This is a genomic window from Vibrio sp. SCSIO 43155 (genome assembly GCF_023716605.1).
Lineage (GTDB): Bacteria > Pseudomonadota > Gammaproteobacteria > Enterobacterales > Vibrionaceae > Vibrio > Vibrio harveyi.
Genome location: NZ_CP071852.1, coordinates 1,506,881 through 1,522,843, shown reverse-complemented (window position 1 = coordinate 1,522,843; position 15,963 = coordinate 1,506,881). Strand labels below are relative to the sequence as shown.

Sequence of the window (15,963 nt, the reverse complement as noted above, 5' to 3'; positions counted from 1 at the left end):
CGTTACACATAGACCGATGGCATGGTCATTGGTCTGCTCACGAATTGGCTCAATTGAGCGTGGAAGCGCTCCATTTCATCCTGAGAGCATTTCTCCCAGCCAAGGGCTTCGCCTGTTACACCATGATGCTGAAACGCGTTCAAACGAATGTTGACTGATTCAGGTAACGCTTGCAGATAGTGCCCAACAGTTGCGACTTCCGTATCGAGATCGCTCTTACCTGGAATATGCAGTAAACGCACTTCATACAACTTGCTTGCTTCGGCTAAATACTGAATTGCTTGAAATACACGGTGATTATCCCGCCCTACTAACCAGTGATGCGTTTCACTTTGCCACGATTTTAGGTCGATCATCGCCCCATCCATATACGGTAGGACTTTTTCCCAACCTGCGGTAGATAAAGAGCCATTACTATCAATGAAGCAAGTAAGATGTTGCAATTCAGGGTCCTGTTTAATCCCTCTAAACAGCGCAATAATGAAAGGAAGCTGTAAGGTAGATTCCCCACCGGATACCGTCACACCGCTAATAAAAAAGCGCTGTTTTCGTATCAAATCGAGCATTGCTTCCACAGAGTAGTCAGTAATTTTTGGATTAGATTGGTGCTGACATATCTCTATACAACGGTCGCAGTGGGTGCACTCCTCTTTAAGCCAAACAACGTTGTTGCTTTTGTCGAACTTCAGTGCGCCAACAGGACACTCGCTCACACAATCCCCACAATGGTTGCAGTGATTGATTGTGTGCGGATTGTGGCAGTTGATGCACTGATAGTTACAACCCTGTAGAAAGATGACTAGACGGTTTCCAGGTCCATCAACACAAGAGAACGGAAGGATACGAGTTACCTTAGCCAAGAGGTGTTCCGTTCGTCTAGCCATCTTATTCTTATCCGTCACCAATTACTTAGCGTAAATCGGTGACATTTCATGACTCACCACACGTGGAGAACGCTCCAAAATACCAGTGTTCTTCGCCGCTTCTGCGCCTAGGAATGTAGTATTAGTACGTGAACCTTCTGCATCGTATTTCGCGATATCAGACAGCTTCACCATGTAACCCGTCACGCGAACCAAGTCGTTCGATGCTACGTTTGCCGTAAACTCGCGGTAACCAGCATTCAATGCGCCTTTACATAGGTTGAACATCGCTTCTGGGTTCGATTTCACGGTTTCGTCGATAGTCAGAATGTCACTGATGCCAGAACGGTAGTATTGGTGATGACCTGCCGTCGCTTGCACGTAAGACACTGGATCTGGTTCGTTGCCGTAAGGAATGCGCACACCCGGCGTCACATCCAAATCTAAGCTGATGCCACCTTGCGCGTGCAGTAGCGCTTTGCCTTCCAAACCAAATTTCACTGATGTGCTTTCTACCAATTCAGCCAATTTCGCAGAGATCTTATGACCTAGCTCATTTGCCGCTGTGTCTTGACCATAACGACTCGCATTGCCCTCTTTCTCTAGCAATACGTTTACCGCTTCTGCCATGCCATAAATGCCATACATTGGCGCAAAACGAGACTCTTCGATCAGACCTTCTTGCGTTAGAAAGCCTTTAAAGAATTCAGATTTCTCATGCAAATGTGAAGCTCGAGCATCCATCAACTCAACCATCAAACCGTGGTATTCTGGCAGAACGTTGTTGAAGAAATCTTCACGGTTATCTGCACGATTCGCCGCTTCTTTTAGATTCATACGCACTAACGTGTTTGAACCACCAGCCAATGGCAGAGAGTTGTAGCAACTCACGATACCAAAGCGACCACCTTCGTACGCGCTCACATGCATTGGGTAGTTTGCGATGTGCGGCTTGCTGCACTCACAAATGTTTTGTGTTGCTTGTTTTAACAGGTCGTCTGGTGTAACTGCTTTGTCGTACATGAACGTTAAGTTTGGCGCGATCTGTTTTAGCTCTGCGTCAACTTTCAAAATCGTACGACAAATGATGTTGTCCGTAGGACCAATATTCACGTGCATGAACGCGTCTGGCAATGTGCGATCAAGCATGACCCAGAAGTGTTTCAGTTTTTTGTATATTTGCTCGTCAGTTAGGTCACCCACGTAAGGCATTAGCACGTCATCAAGTTGACCAAGGTAAACGGGAATGTTGGTTACCGAAGGCACGTGATGATAAATGATGGTCAACATGTTGATCGCATCATCAAAATCTTCTGCTGGAGCTAACTCCAAGTATTCAGAACCTTGAGAAAGAAATTTTGCGTAATCTGGCAAAACATAGCGCGGCTTAAATGGCGCGTGACCTTCAAACATGTCACATATGACGCCTTGCTGCATCGCTTGGCTTACATCGTCAGAGACGGTCATATATGGAATTGTGGCTTCGGCTTCCAAAGCAAGAAAGTTTGATTTCTGTTTTGGAGATAAGTTGCTATCGGTCGCGATAGCAAGGAAACGCTGCTGAAGATCAGAAAGGCTTTGAGTCATCTAAGATGTTCCTGGAGAAAATACAACGAATACGTCCTTTCAAATCGTCTGCTCACTTTTGAGCATTGGTTGAAAGGACGCGTTGAATTCTACGCCTTGAGAGTCTTTGCCACTAATGAAAAAAACCAAAAAGTTGATTTCCATTTTGGAAATAAGATTTTGCTAATTTAGCCTAAGTTTTAATAACTTAGCGAAATAATTATCAATTCAGCTACGATGCGCAGTCGACAACATAACGCCCGCGCTAATGAATACACCGCCCGTTAAACGATTGAATAACTTCGCTCGTCCTTTCGCAAATAACCAATCCGATGTTTTCACTCCCAGCAAACCATAGAAGGTCAGCCAGCTCAGTTCAAACACCACAAAGGTACTAGCAAAGACAATATATTGAGTGAATAACGATGCAGATGGGTCAATAAATTGAGGAAACAGCGCGGTAAAGAACACAATGGCTTTCGGGTTACTCGAACCCACAATAAAACCACTGGTAAATGCGCTTAAATAATTCGAAGAAGATTGCTCCGGTTGTGCTTGTGAGAAATCCGTTTGCTTAGAGCGTAATGCTTGAATACCAAGCCAAATAAGATACGCAGCACCACACCATTTAATGATGTTAAACACCAGTTCTGAAGAGGCGATAACGACGCCAAGTCCAGTAAAAGATAAGGTAAGAATTATAGTAATTGCCGTCAGACTGCCAAGGGCGGTCGCAAAGGCATGGCGAAATCCATTACTGACGCCTTTACTCAAACAAAGCAGCGAGCTAGGACCAGGAGAGGCAGTCAGAACAAGTATCGCAAGGGTGTAGTAGATCCAAGTATCGAGTTGCATTGGCGCTCCTTTCCAATGTGTTGATGGGGGTACAGATCGTGTAGCCTACTTGCCTTTCTCGACGTTTCTATCCATGAAACGTAACGCGGAAAGACACCACATAGCTTTTATGAAAGCTGAACGAAGATAACTGAACAGGCTCAAAACCAACCTAGCTTTTAGTCAATCCTATGAGTAAGCAAGCTAAGTAGAAAAACTCAGTTTGCCTCGCTTCTAGTACACTTTGAGCTGTTTAGTTATGCAATCAACATACTGGTAATATGCAACCCTGTAAAGCGATTCGTTACTCGACAGATATTGTGAATAACCCATCTTAATTGCGCTTAATCGTAGAAAGGTTTTGGATCCACTTCTAACGATGATGGCGCTACTGCTTTCTCAACCGAATGTGAGCTGTTTTTTAAATCTACCATAGCAACATCGATGTAACGCTTGTACTTACGTGAGTAGAAACACTTCACGATGGGTTTAAGTGGCTGAGAATCGTTGGATGTCCACACAATGCCAACTCGGCCATCACTCAATTGTACTATCGAGCCCACAGGGTACACACCTATGCAGTTGATGAACTTGTACACCAAGTCGGGATCAAGGTGGAATGGCGTCAAACTCAATAAGATTTTAAACGCTTCTGCCGAGCTCATGCCCTTTTTGTAGACGCGATCCGCCGTCAATGCATCATAGATATCAACGATACAGCTCATGCGCCCATGCATCGGGATTTGCTCACCCGATAAGCCCAGTGGGTAACCAGTACCATCAAGTTTCTCGTGGTGCATCAAGCACACATCACGACTCACGCTACTCAACCCTTTAACGCCAACAATGATCTCACCTGCGAACACTTGGTGGAGTTTCATGTGTTCAAATTCTTCCGGTGTTAAGCGAGCAGGTTTATGCAAGATCTCATCATCAACTTTGATTTTACCAACATCATGAATGATGCCGCCGATCGCAAGTTGTTTCAGCGTCTCTTTGTCTAGCCCTAAATGCTTACCGAAAGAAACCAACAAACAAGCGACATTCACTGAGTGCTCCAAAAGGTAACTGTCTTTTTGGCGCAGCGCTGATACACATTGGAGTGCATCAGAATCGATGAATACGCTGTCAATCATGTCATCGGCCCACGATTCAATCTCGTTGACCTCAATGATTTTTCCTTCAAAGGTTTGGTTCAGCAGCTTTTGCGCTAAACACTTCGCTTCCGCAATCAGTTTTTTGGCACGCTTGTGCTGCGCCTCGCGGGAACGGAACGCTCGCTGGATTTGAGGAGTGGTCGTGATTTCAGAAGCTGACAACGTAATGTCATGCTCTTCCTCAACAGGCTTAAAGACGCACTGCTGCGCTGAGAGTTTCTGATCGACCCAAACGTACTTTACGCCGCTCGCATGCAGTTTTTTGATGCCCTGCTCCGTAGAGACACGACCAGCATTCGCGAGGTTGACACGTTTGTTCTGTTCAATCGCAGTAACGAACATACCGATACTGACGTCTGCGATCGCTATTTTTATTGAGTCTTCTGGTTTGTACTGCATACGCGCAACTTGTTAACACTTATTATTTAGCAAACGCATTATAAGAGATCTGACCATTCACTGTTATAAGAATTCACTATCATTTAGAATTAATGAGCTTTTGGTCAATATATGAGACAACATCGCCACAATAAACCACTTTTATTTTATGGACTTAGGTCAAGATTTCATCACAGATGCTGACAATTTCGATAATTTGGGTGCTGAATCAATAACTTCTCAATACAAATGGTATTTACTGTTGACTAAGTTTTATAAATACCGATTATTAGTCGCATTACTCTAATAATTATTCTACTTACACATAAACACCGTAAGCTCATTAACATAACAAACTGTCAATCTGGACCGACTTCTTTCGTTTGCAGTGTAAAAGGACAAACTTCAAAAATATGTCATTTGCGTGTAGCTCGACTTATATACTTATCTCCAAGACGGCTTGGGTTATGGGGGAAGTATCTTGACCAACAAGGTTGATCAAACTATTTCAGAACACGATCGTGATTTTTTACAGATCGTTGAACAACGCTTCATTCATATCTTCGATGTGTTTAATGAAGGACTCTTCTACATGGATGAGTTCGGCAGCATGGTTTTTTACAACCAGCGTTTTTATGAGCAGTTCGGCATCAACGCTGGGCGTATCAACCTCGATAGATGGTTAGAGTTGGTGCACCCGTTAGATCGAGAACGCTTATCTAAACGTGTCGATGAACACATCACGACCGACAACACTCGCGTCACGACCACCTACCGCCTTCGTAAACCCAACGGGCAATATGTTTGGATCGAAGGCGTTGCAATGACCAAAGAAACCGAACTGGGTCATTATATGGTTGGCAGCCATCGCGATATTTCTGAACGTAAGTTGATGGAGAGTTACATTCATCAAGTCGCTTTCCATGACAACGCATCCGGTATGGCCAACCGCGCTCACTTACTGCTTAACATCAGTGAATGCGTAAAATCCAACGGTGCTCATGCGTCGATTTTTTACATCCAGATCGAAGAGATCAAGTCGTACCTAAACCAATACGGTAGCGAGCTTGTTGATGGTTTAGTAGAAAAGCTATTGCAAACGCTTAGTCACTTACCTTCACCAAACTGCACGGTTTATCGTGTTCACGATGACGACTTCGCGATTTTGGTACTTGACGACGTGCCGCTCGAACAGTTGCAAGAATACGCACAGACCATCAAGCAAAATTATCACGATGCCGTTGTCGAACAAGGGCAATATCTTGGCAGTAACATCAGTATCGGTTTATACCCTTCCATCGATCCGGAACATTCTGCTGAAGAAATTTTGCGTAAAGCCGCACGCACTTGCCAATACGCCAATGAGAAGAACAAAGATCGTATTGCCGTATACAGCCAGAAAACGCAGTATGCGGTAGATCGCTATTTCTTTATTGAGCAAGGCTTAAAAAACGCACTTGAAGAGCGAACACTGAGTGTAAAATTCCAACCAATCGTCAGTGCATCCGATCTGCAAGTCGTGAGTTTCGAGTCTTTGGTACGTTGGCGCAGTAAAGAGTTCGGTGAGATCTATCCAGACGAGTTCATTCCCGTCGCAGAAAACAAAGGCTTGATCGTTGAGCTTGGTTATCAAGTATTCGAGAAAGCGTGTCAGTTCATAAAGAGCTATCGTGAGCGCTATCAAAACCAAGTAAGGGTGAACGTAAACGTATCAGTATTACAGCTTCTCAATAGCGAATTTCCAAACAAAATTAAAGCAATGGCTGACGAAGTAGGAGTCGAGCCACAAGCAATTGTTTTGGAGCTTACTGAGACCTTTATATTGGACAATAACCAGGCAGCTATTGCTCCTTTGAACACCTTGAGTGAGTTGGGCTTCGCTCTCTCTTTGGATGACTTCGGTGCTGGTTACAGCTCATTAAACTGCTTCTTCGATCTGCCAATGACACAGATTAAGATTGATAAGTCGATGGCTTGGAAGACATTAACCAACCGCTCCTCTCATGAGTACCTGAAGTTCTTGATCACTATGTGTCGCGAACAAAATATAGAAGTGGTTATCGAAGGGATTGAAGACGCAAAAATGCGCGACTTCTTTACCAGTATGGGCGTGGACTACCTACAAGGCTATTGGTTCTCGAAACCACTTTCAGTGGCGAGCGCAAGCCGATACACCTTGAGTCAATAAAGGCGCTCACTAAGAATCGGTCCTCATCATTGAACTTCCCTGAGCTGGAGACACTCCAGCTCAGGCTTTTCATTTTGTTTGCGATTTATCTCAAGCGATCAAACACAACATTTTGATCTAAGTGCTCATGATATTCGGTGTAGTCTAATCCCATATCAAAGATATATTTAGTCACCAAATTTCTGACACATTCGACCAATTGTTCCGCTTGCCATGGCTTTTCAAAGTAACGGTCAATGCCTGCCGAGTTAATCGCATTAATCGTATCCGTATGGGTTGCTTGTCCTGTCAGCAGAACTTTTCGCGTATGGATAAAACGACTGTCTTTGGAAATTTCCGTTAGCAGCTCTACACCTGTTTTCCCTGGCATGACGTGATCTGAAATAATGAGAGCGATCATCTCACCTTCCGCATCCAATTCGTCCATCAGCTCAAGAACTTCATCGGCAGACTCGCAATCTTCAATGTTGAGCCATTGGCTTAACGACTGTAAGTCTTGCAGAACCGCGCTTAACACCTCTCGCTGGTCATCAACGCAAATTAAATTAAGCTTGTCCATGTTCATCCTCTACCGGTAATTTAATTCTAAATATGGTTTTCTCACTGTCGCTTTTCACCGCAATTGAGCCGTTGTAGCCAGCCACAATACGTTTCACTATCGACAGCCCCAACCCTAAGCCAAACGACAACCCACCTTTTTTCGTGGTGAAGTTTGGTCGAAAAATCTTTCTGCGTGTCGCTTCATCAATCTCTGGACCATTATTTGCGATGGTCACAAGTATCTTGCTTTTACTCACACGAGTTTGGATCTCAATCGCAGGTGATTCTGTCTCTCTCATCGCATCACATGCGTTCTTTAGGATGTTGACCCAGATCTGCACCAATTCCGTTTGTGAACCAACAAACAAAGGCAAGTCAGCAGGACTAAAGCGCACGCTTACGCGTCGTAAATCGCTTTGTAACAAAGCAAGCGCTTGGTTTATCGAGTCATTGACTCTAAGCCCTTCTTCTTTATCGATGTCAGTGCGACCAAGCTGTTTCACCGATTTCACGATGCCAACAGTGTGCTTGGAGGCAATGCGTAAGTCGTGTAAATCACGCCCCATTTGCCAGTAACGAATGGCTTCTTCTGGTCGCTTTAACCAATGTTCATTTAGGTAATCGGTCGGCACTGCACGGGCGAGTTCACGAGCCAATTCTTTGGGTAAACCGTAATATTTTTCGAAATGGCGTCCCCGCTTTCTTGCCTCACTGGAAGAAACTTTTTGCCCTTGCATCAAACCAAAATCAAAGAACTGACTTGCTTCCGGATGAACTTCTTCAAGTAATTCCATGATCACGGATTCCAAACGCTCCGACTTACTACTCACCACCCCAATGGCATTATTAAGCTCATGCGCAATGCCTGCAGCAAGTTGACCTAACGTCGTCATTTGCTCTGCGGTGTGCAGCTTTTGCAGTGCTTTCTCTTTGGCTAAGGCTTCTTGCATCGCTCGACGTTGACGGCGCGACAGCTCATTGACCATGACAGGCATAAACTGCGCCGTTAATGGTCCGTATTTGCCCGCTTCCACAGCCGGAGTATTGCGCTCTATCCACGCTAGCTCAACATCCGTTTGCGCTATCACCGTTGACGACGCGGTCCACGTTCCTGAAAAGAAACTGTGCACACCGATAAATGCCCCTTTCGATGCAGAAAACACTTCGGTTTGCTTTTTACCGTCTTCGGAAAAGTAGCCAGCAAGCTCGCCTGATAACACGTAATAGAGTCGCTCGTTGTAACCGTCTTGTTCAATCAAAACCGAACCTGCCGCTACGGTAATGCGACGCTCGATATGATTGAAGTAACGCTCGACCAGCGTATCTAGTTTACTTTCGTACATGGCTTAACCAATGTGTCCAACCGTGTGAAGAATCCACACCATCAAGAAGCTCAACAACACTCCAACCACACCGAGCACAACGCCGACACGAGCCATTTGATTGCTTTGTACATGCCCAGTTGCATGAGCCAATGCGTTTGGTGGTGTACTGATTGGGAGAGACATACCTAATGACGCTGCGAAAGTCACTACTAGAATCAATGTCACTTCACCGCCCAACGGAGTCAAGGACGCCATAGATGTACCAAGCGCAGCCATAATAGGCATCAGCAAGTTAGCCGTCGCCGTGTGGGACATAAAGTTCGCCATCACCAAACATAAGAACGCCGCACCAAACAACACAACATAAGGTGAGAATTCATCAAACGGAATGCTATGCACCACCAGCTTAGCTAGACCCGTTTTATCCAGAGCAAGCCCAAGCGCAATACCACCAGACACGAGCCAAAGCACATCCCAAGAGATTTTTTTCAAGTCTTCTTTGTTGATGATGCCAGTTAGCGAGAATACCGCGACAGGAATTAAAGCGACGGTGTACGAGTTCATGCCATGAGCAGAACCCATCAACCAAAGTAAAATGGTGCCTGCAAAGGTGATATAAACAATCATCGCTTTCGGTGTTTTTAGGAATTTGCTCTTAATATTGAGGTCAATCGTGATTTGTTCCGCTTTATACATAAAGCCGATTAAGAACCAAGCAAGAGCCATCATCACAACCACAAAAGGAACACCGAAGACCATCCACTCACCGAAGGTAATTAAGTTATCACCAACGAGATACTTCAAGGCAATCGCATTTGGAGGCGTACCAATTGGCGTGCCGATGCCACCAATGTTTGCAGCAACAGGAATACACAAAGCAAACGCGATACGCCCAGGGTCTTTGGGACCAAACACCGCAATCACTGGCGTTAGAATCGACAACATCATTGCGGTTGTCGCGGTGTTCGACATAAACATCGAAAAAATCGCCGTGATCAGCATTAAACCTAACATCACATATTTAGGGTTTTGCCCAAAAGGCTTGAGTAGCACACGCGCCAAGTTCACATCCAAGCGATATTTAGTTGCGGCCATCGCAAGAAAGAAACCGCCCAAAAACAGCATAATGATTGGGCTAGCAAAGGTCGCCATGATGTCGTTGTATTGCAATAGCTCGCCAAAATGAGGCTGCCCTTCATCAAACCTAAAGAAAATGATGCTCTTGTTGGATACGAGCAACAGCTCAAGCACGATGATCACCACCGACGTGGCATAAATTGGGATCGGTTCAAATACCCAGCAAAGCGCTGCAAGCAAGAAGATTGCAATCACTCGTTGCTGAATAATGGTGATTCCTTCGAATGGAAAGGCTGACAATGGCATCAGCAAAACGAGCAAAGGGATCACCGTTGGGATGATGTATTTGAGATAAGGGCGCATAGTACTACTTCTCTTCCTGAGATGGTTTACCGTGAGATAACAAGCGTAAGAAGCTGTTTTTATTGGCTTCCTTTCGCCACTCCGAGAAGAAATTATGCGCGCCCTTTAGAGGAGGGTTTCTGGTGTTAGATCAATGAACTCTTATTCACGACGGAAAACATGCGGTATCTGTGTTCAAGCTCACTAATTGAGCGAAATATATTTATCGATCACACAGCGCTTCCATCATACGCTCGCTCCATAACATAGTTCGTCAGTATCGCTCCACGCACCTCAACTTGTTGTTCCTTAAGCACAGAGAATCCCATGTGTTCAAAGAAAGGACGAGCGGTAATACTCACCTCCGAATAGAGCCGTGTCAGCCCTTTTTCTTTAGCTTGCTTGAATACATGCGCCATTAGTGCGCGTCCAACGCCCTGCCCTTGATATGCGTGATGACAGAAAAAGTGGTCAACAAGCCCGCTTGATTGAACATCGCTATAGCCCACAATGACCCTATCTAACTCTGCGACAAAGGGTTGAATGTCCGTCATTTTCTGCAGCCAAATTTCTGAATCAAACTCGTCTGGCGCCCACGCTTTCAGTTGCTGTTCGTTGTAGTCTCGACGGTTGACATTACGTACCGTGTTATAGAAGAGTGCCCAGAGTATTGGTGCATCTTGCTCACGAAAATCACGAATAACAATCATAGTTTTTCTATTAAATCGAACTGCATTAATTGGCCTCGCACACCTGGCTCACCTACTGGGTACCAACCATGCTTGAGGTAGAAACGTTCTCCCGCATCATTACCCGGAATATAACGCAATCTTGCATATACGCAGCCCTCTTCAACAAAGCGTTTGAATAGGAAATCTTGCAATTGCTTACCCAGCCCTTGATGACGAAACTCCGGCAGCAAATAAAACAGGTTGATGTATCCGAATCTATGCCCCTCTTCATCGGCTACCGGATACCGACACTCTAATTGCCCGATAATTTGGTCATCTTTGATCACATGAAAAAAACCCGCTTCGGGATCTTCCACTATCGACTTGAACCACAAGGTGATTTCTTGAGTGTCGAACCCATTTTGATGACCAAAACTCACCTCATACGCGTCTTGTCGAAATGCAATGCACAAATCTAAATGACGAGATAAATCGACGGGAACAAATTCCATTTAAGCCTTTCCTTTTCTTGCTTAGCTTGTCTATATAGATATTAGTTATTTTATATAACCATAAATTCAAGAATTTTATAATTCAACCGTCGGTCATTTGAAATCATGCTTTTATAGGAGAAGTTATTATGCATGCATCATCTGTTACCCAAAAACCGACTCAATTTGGCTACTACCTAGGCGTATTTGGCGTTGCCTTGGTTCTTATCTGGCTAGGTATTTATAAGTTCACCCCTACAGAAGCCAAGCTAATTGAACCTTTGGTGCTTAATCACCCAGCAATGTCTTGGCTGTACAGCATCATCTCAGTTCAAGCAGTTTCTAATATCATTGGTCTGACAGAAATCATCGTCGCACTTGGATTGATCATCGGTTTGAAAAAACCAACCGTTGCCTACTGGTCTGGTATTGCGGCGAGCATCATCTTTCTTGCTACACTGAGCTTCTTAGTTACGACACCAAACACATGGAAAGTTTCCGACGGTGTTCTAATCGCGAACTTTTTCCTAGTGAAAGATATTTTGTTCCTAGCAATTTCAATCAGTGTGATTGAGAAGAATAAACCGAGCTCGTTTACAAAGGCAGCCGCTTAAGTAACAGGCACTTTTCAAGTGAATGAAGAGGAGCGCCATTTGATAGTGGCGCTTTTAATCAGGCGTAATACAACGCAGTGTTTTCCATGTCAGCTCCCTTTTTAATCCTTTAAAATCGAACTTGTTAAAGTGCAAATAAAAGTACGCTTTGAAGTCCTTGAAGTTCCCAACTTAAATATCATCTATAAGAATCATACCTCCCCTATCACGCTGATTTAAATAAACATTTAATCTCGGCTCATACATAACTACTGATAAATAGTTACTTCGCTTCGAAAATTTTCATTGGGCAGCTTTTCTGTGATTGGTGCGTCTGAAATTTAGCTTGTAATCGAATACACTCCATATGCACCCCGTGCAATAAAAAAGGAATTATATGAAAACGCTAATTTTTGACACGCTTGTCAACCTTGCTAACCAAGAACCTGAACACCACGCAAAGATCCGCCAAAACTTGTATGAGCAACTCGATCTGCCATTTGATAAGCAACTTGCATTGTATGCATGCGCTCTTGGCCCAGCGAGTTCAGGGAAACTGGAAAGCCGTGAAGGAATAGACAATGCAGTAGACAGCGCGATTAGACTGTTAACGACTCCTGAGCGTTAATTTGCTTTTTGTTCTGTGACGGCCCTACTCCCCTAAGGGCCGTTTTTCTTTCCGAGATTTAATCATAAGTCGTGAGTCGCTGGACTTGTTCTGAGTGTGAGAAGTCGATGCAATAAGCGAGCTCTACCGTCCCTCCTCTTTTCGCTTGATACTGTTCTACCGCCTTACGGTCAATGAGTTCATGAATACCTGCAAACACTTCTATCGATAGATCTGAAAACTCTACGTACCCCTGCATTGCCACTCTCGCGTCTTTTGCCACTTCTGTTTTTGGATAAAACGTGGCGATGCACGAAGCAAGAGCAAAGTTCGTCAACAACTGCTCGTTACTGTGATTTTCAAGCGGACTTGCTCCTACCAATAAACTGTAAAACCAACCGACACATCCTAACCAGACGCTATTTTTCAATGTCTTCATCCCTGAGTCTCATCCAAAAAGTTTAAACTTTAAGCTAGATGCAACCTAACGCACCTTTACGTCTCATTGCACCCAGCATTTGGAATTTGCGACACATTCGAGGAAAGTGATTGTTCATTGGGAGTGAGGACGTCATATGTAATCAAGCCAGCAACGACCTTGCTGGCTTAAGGTTAACGTTTAAGGAATTCGTTCAAGGAGAATGAGTTGAAACCCTATTCAAGAGCGAGCGTGACACCATCTGTTGTTGATGCCATCTTTGTGGTCACTTGGTAGTTTTTATCTTTAACACTAGAGAGCATGTACCAAGTAGATTGCGCTTTTTCTGGTGTAAAGGTTACACGCATAAAGCCACGCTGTTTAATGTCTGTCCATTGCAGCTCAGAAACCAAATGCGGCAATGTGTACTCCATTTGTGCGATGGCAACGGGCTCTAACGCTAAGTATTCTTCTAAACCCGGAGAGCTAACCGAACTTGTCGCAAACTCGACACCAACAGGGTTATTAGATACATCCTTTAACTCACTGGTCCATGCATTGTGCGTATCACCAGCTAAGCAAACAAAATGACCTTCACTCGCTTTTGCAATCTCATACACTCGCTCTCGCTCAACATAGTACCCATCCCAAGCATCGAGGTTATATGGCAGCTTAATCGTATCTGAGCTTGGATCAGCGAGGTAATTTGAAATCGCACTGTTCACCGCGAGAAGAGCATCCATTTTCTGCTCATCTGTGGCATTGAATAACTGAAACATTGCTAACATAACCGAGCTCGGAAGCTCCATACGCGACATAAGAACTTGCTGCCCAAGAACATTCCATTTGGCGTCTTGGCTGTTAAACGCATTCATTAACCAAGCCAGTTGTTCAGTACCAAGTAGCTCCCTATCAGCACTGCGTGATTGCGCTACGAGTCCACCAATCGCATCCATTGTCGGTGCATTAAGCGAAAAGTAGTCCAACGACTGATCTCGCCCAACTAAGCGAGTATCGAGCATCATTAGGTTGATCAAATCACCAAACGAGAACTGACGATAAATCAACATATTCGAAAAGGTATTCTCGCGAACAGGCAACCACTCAGTCCATGCTGCGGCAGCGGCGGCGCGTCTGTCGACAAAACTGCCTTCATTATTTTGATGGTTTTCTGCACCATTTTTCCATGCGTCATTCGCAAGCTCATGGTCATCCCAAACCGCAATCATTGGCAATGCAGCATGCAAAGCTTGGAGATCTTGATCTTGACGGTATTGAGCATAGCGCTTTCGATAATCATCTAAAGTAATGCATTCGGTACCTTTACTTGGCTCACGCCCCAACCTAGCTGCATCTTCACTGGCATAACCACCAGCGCCATATTCGTAGATGTAATCACCAAGGTGCAAAACTACATCGAACGACTCTGTTTGATGCTGTTTGAGAATCTCTTTATAAACGTTGAAATAACCCGCGGGATAATTTGCGCAAGACACGACAGCCATGGATGCTTTATCTACGCTGCCTTCAGGTAGAGTTTGTGTCATCCCAACGATGCTAGTGGTCTCGCCCACCATGAAGCGGTAGTAATACTGAGTACTCGGGTTGAGGTTTTGCACATCCACCTTAACCGTAAAGTCTCGACTGGTGTCCGTGGTGAAAGTACCACTTTGCTCAACGGTTGAAAAATCTTCTGATCTTGAGACCTGCCATGTTACCTCCACGTAACTGGCGGCGGTGGTCACTCGAGTCCAGATAATCACTTGAGTTTGGGTCGGGTCGCCGCTGGCCACACCGTATTCGAATGATCCCGTGGGAGTCGCATCGCTATCATCGCTACCACAGGCGGTAAGTGTTGTTGCAACGGCTCCTGAAGAGACGGCTTTTATGAAATCTCGACGAGACAATGACATAGTAACTTCCTTTGTTATTGTGTTTTATTAACGCGCTCGTTCCTGCACGATTTAACCAGCCAGTAGACGCATTATGCTTCTTTGGCTAATTACTCTAAAAAACATTAAGTTAGAAGGTAGTTATGACAATTGCATTTCTTGATGTTACATTTTTGTTAATTTAAGTGTAAATACTCTATATTCATCACACTTCCAACAAATCATGAAGGTATTTATAAATCTGATAGGTAAAACAAAAAAAGCGACCTTTTGACAGGTCGCTTTTGTGTTTGGGGATCGTTCCTTGGGTGTTAGAGCCTCAAATTCAGCACATCTTGCTCGGCAGTTTCTACTTTTAGTTTGCTTCGAGATTCAATGTACTCAATCTGCTTTGAGTCTAACGAATAAGGCATAACTACACGTAATTCATGGATCCCTTCATGTTTTGCTAGCTTCACCAACATAACTAGATTGGATTCATCACTCTGACGTGAAGACATCGATTTTAAGGCAGCATCCCAAAGGCGATCCTCTGGTAAGCTCAACTCCGCGATGTTCTGTTTCCACATCAAGCCAAAAATGGGAGCGATGGTGGCGAATGCCTCCAAGAAGGTCCACTTCTTACTTCCCGTTGCCCCTAGGAAGCTTGTGTAGTCGAATTCAATGCATGTCTTTCCTTGTTGCTCCATCCTATGCCTCGACACTCTGAAATGAGATATACAAAATATCGTTCAATTACTTTGATATAGCAATAGGATATAAAACAATGGTCTTTTATGCCCTAATTTAACCTCAAAAGGAAATATTAAAACCAGCTTTGTAACAAATGGAGTACAGCTTCGCCATATATAAGCATTCAATTGATTAATATTTTAAACGACGAACTAAAACTACGGTGTGCCAAGGCATGCCAGTGGATGATGACTATTAAGTTCAAAAGACGAATATCGAGTCCTACTTGAGTTTGTGACTAGTCATAATCTATCGAGGTTTCTCCGTAGTCGTGATACCCCTGCACATA

The 15,963-nt window shown here is 44.3% G+C and carries 15 protein-coding genes; 3 read left to right on the top strand and 12 right to left on the bottom strand.

Going from position 1 to position 15,963, the window contains the following annotated elements:
• Positions 1-2 precede the first annotated feature (2 nt).
• From J4N44_RS06940 to J4N44_RS06925, 4 genes are all read right to left on the bottom strand, one after another.
• Positions 3-884 (bottom strand): YjjW family glycine radical enzyme activase, encoded by an 882-nt coding sequence (locus J4N44_RS06940; protein ID WP_152163497.1) that lies wholly within the window; start codon positions 882-884, stop codon positions 3-5.
• A gap of 21 nt (positions 885-905) precedes the next feature.
• Positions 906-2,450 carry a YjjI family glycine radical enzyme gene (locus tag J4N44_RS06935; RefSeq protein ID WP_252045001.1) on the bottom strand — a complete coding sequence of 515 codons (1,545 nt, stop codon included), beginning with the start codon at positions 2,448-2,450 and terminating at the stop codon, positions 906-908.
• Between the two features lie 207 nt (positions 2,451-2,657).
• Complete coding sequence (locus J4N44_RS06930) at positions 2,658-3,284, bottom strand: LysE family translocator (RefSeq protein WP_005444463.1); 627 nt, start codon at positions 3,282-3,284, stop codon at positions 2,658-2,660.
• 323 nt (positions 3,285-3,607) lie between these two features.
• On the bottom strand, positions 3,608-4,819 hold the full coding sequence (locus J4N44_RS06925) for a cyclic di-GMP phosphodiesterase (protein ID WP_005444470.1): 1,212 nt from the start codon (positions 4,817-4,819) through the stop codon (positions 3,608-3,610).
• A gap of 460 nt (positions 4,820-5,279) precedes the next feature.
• On the opposite strand from J4N44_RS06925, the gene J4N44_RS06920 reads away from it, so the two are divergent.
• Positions 5,280-6,986: a putative bifunctional diguanylate cyclase/phosphodiesterase gene (locus J4N44_RS06920; RefSeq protein ID WP_005444471.1), complete on the top strand. Its 1,707-nt coding sequence runs from the start codon at positions 5,280-5,282 to the stop codon at positions 6,984-6,986.
• A gap of 85 nt (positions 6,987-7,071) precedes the next feature.
• Here J4N44_RS06920 and J4N44_RS06915 read toward each other — a convergent pair whose 3' ends face one another.
• The 5 genes from J4N44_RS06915 to J4N44_RS06895 form a co-directional block, all read right to left on the bottom strand.
• The gene (locus J4N44_RS06915) at positions 7,072-7,545 is read right to left on the bottom strand and encodes a response regulator (protein ID WP_005444472.1); all 474 of its coding nucleotides are present in this window, start codon (positions 7,543-7,545) and stop codon (positions 7,072-7,074) included.
• Complete coding sequence (locus J4N44_RS06910) at positions 7,532-8,869, bottom strand: ATP-binding protein (protein ID WP_009698101.1); 1,338 nt, start codon at positions 8,867-8,869, stop codon at positions 7,532-7,534. Before J4N44_RS06910 ends, J4N44_RS06915 begins: the two co-directional genes overlap by 14 nt.
• A gap of 3 nt (positions 8,870-8,872) precedes the next feature.
• Positions 8,873-10,291, bottom strand: coding sequence for an SLC13 family permease (locus J4N44_RS06905; RefSeq protein ID WP_252045000.1), 1,419 nt, complete (start codon positions 10,289-10,291; stop codon positions 8,873-8,875).
• Between the two features lie 209 nt (positions 10,292-10,500).
• Positions 10,501-10,980, bottom strand: a complete 480-nt coding sequence (locus J4N44_RS06900; protein WP_049536172.1) for a GNAT family N-acetyltransferase — start codon at positions 10,978-10,980, stop codon at positions 10,501-10,503.
• Positions 10,977-11,453, bottom strand: coding sequence for a GNAT family N-acetyltransferase (locus J4N44_RS06895; protein WP_009698103.1), 477 nt, complete (start codon positions 11,451-11,453; stop codon positions 10,977-10,979). The genes J4N44_RS06900 and J4N44_RS06895 overlap by 4 nt, the downstream gene beginning before the upstream one ends.
• A 128-nt stretch (positions 11,454-11,581) precedes the next feature.
• On the opposite strand from J4N44_RS06895, the gene J4N44_RS06890 reads away from it, so the two are divergent.
• Together J4N44_RS06890 and J4N44_RS06885 are read left to right on the top strand one after the other, a co-directional pair.
• Positions 11,582-12,046, top strand: coding sequence for a DUF417 family protein (locus J4N44_RS06890; RefSeq protein WP_050936545.1), 465 nt, complete (start codon positions 11,582-11,584; stop codon positions 12,044-12,046).
• A 376-nt stretch (positions 12,047-12,422) separates the two neighbouring features.
• The gene (locus tag J4N44_RS06885) at positions 12,423-12,653 is read left to right on the top strand and encodes a PAS factor family protein (RefSeq protein WP_017819479.1); all 231 of its coding nucleotides are present in this window, start codon (positions 12,423-12,425) and stop codon (positions 12,651-12,653) included.
• A gap of 58 nt (positions 12,654-12,711) precedes the next feature.
• Here J4N44_RS06885 and J4N44_RS06880 read toward each other — a convergent pair whose 3' ends face one another.
• The 3 genes from J4N44_RS06880 to J4N44_RS06870 form a co-directional block, all read right to left on the bottom strand.
• Complete coding sequence (locus J4N44_RS06880) at positions 12,712-13,071, bottom strand: T6SS amidase immunity protein Tai4 family protein (RefSeq protein WP_038898695.1); 360 nt, start codon at positions 13,069-13,071, stop codon at positions 12,712-12,714.
• Positions 13,072-13,286: 215 nt separating this feature from the next.
• Positions 13,287-14,963: an alkaline phosphatase D family protein gene (locus tag J4N44_RS06875; RefSeq protein ID WP_252044999.1), complete on the bottom strand. Its 1,677-nt coding sequence runs from the start codon at positions 14,961-14,963 to the stop codon at positions 13,287-13,289.
• A 290-nt stretch (positions 14,964-15,253) separates the two neighbouring features.
• Entirely contained in the window at positions 15,254-15,631 is a 378-nt protein-coding gene (locus J4N44_RS06870; protein ID WP_005444488.1) for a hypothetical protein, read from the bottom strand.
• Positions 15,632-15,963 lie beyond the last annotated feature (332 nt).

Excerpts from the sequence above, each read along its gene's own strand:
- J4N44_RS06940 (WP_152163497.1), bottom strand. The coding sequence starts at position 884 with ATGGCTAGACGAACGGAACACCTCTTGGCTAAGGTAACTCGTATCCTT.
- J4N44_RS06935 (WP_252045001.1), bottom strand. The coding sequence starts at position 2,450 with ATGACTCAAAGCCTTTCTGATCTTCAGCAGCGTTTCCTTGCTATCGCG.
- J4N44_RS06930 (WP_005444463.1), bottom strand. The coding sequence starts at position 3,284 with ATGCAACTCGATACTTGGATCTACTACACCCTTGCGATACTTGTTCTG.
- J4N44_RS06925 (WP_005444470.1), bottom strand. The coding sequence starts at position 4,819 with ATGCAGTACAAACCAGAAGACTCAATAAAAATAGCGATCGCAGACGTC.
- J4N44_RS06915 (WP_005444472.1), bottom strand. The coding sequence starts at position 7,545 with ATGGACAAGCTTAATTTAATTTGCGTTGATGACCAGCGAGAGGTGTTA.
- J4N44_RS06910 (WP_009698101.1), bottom strand. The coding sequence starts at position 8,869 with ATGTACGAAAGTAAACTAGATACGCTGGTCGAGCGTTACTTCAATCAT.
- J4N44_RS06905 (WP_252045000.1), bottom strand. The coding sequence starts at position 10,291 with ATGCGCCCTTATCTCAAATACATCATCCCAACGGTGATCCCTTTGCTC.
- J4N44_RS06900 (WP_049536172.1), bottom strand. The coding sequence starts at position 10,980 with ATGATTGTTATTCGTGATTTTCGTGAGCAAGATGCACCAATACTCTGG.
- J4N44_RS06895 (WP_009698103.1), bottom strand. The coding sequence starts at position 11,453 with ATGGAATTTGTTCCCGTCGATTTATCTCGTCATTTAGATTTGTGCATT.
- J4N44_RS06890 (WP_050936545.1), top strand. The coding sequence starts at position 11,582 with ATGCATGCATCATCTGTTACCCAAAAACCGACTCAATTTGGCTACTAC.
- J4N44_RS06885 (WP_017819479.1), top strand. The coding sequence starts at position 12,423 with ATGAAAACGCTAATTTTTGACACGCTTGTCAACCTTGCTAACCAAGAA.
- J4N44_RS06880 (WP_038898695.1), bottom strand. The coding sequence starts at position 13,071 with ATGAAGACATTGAAAAATAGCGTCTGGTTAGGATGTGTCGGTTGGTTT.
- J4N44_RS06875 (WP_252044999.1), bottom strand. The coding sequence starts at position 14,963 with ATGTCATTGTCTCGTCGAGATTTCATAAAAGCCGTCTCTTCAGGAGCC.
- J4N44_RS06870 (WP_005444488.1), bottom strand. The coding sequence starts at position 15,631 with ATGGAGCAACAAGGAAAGACATGCATTGAATTCGACTACACAAGCTTC.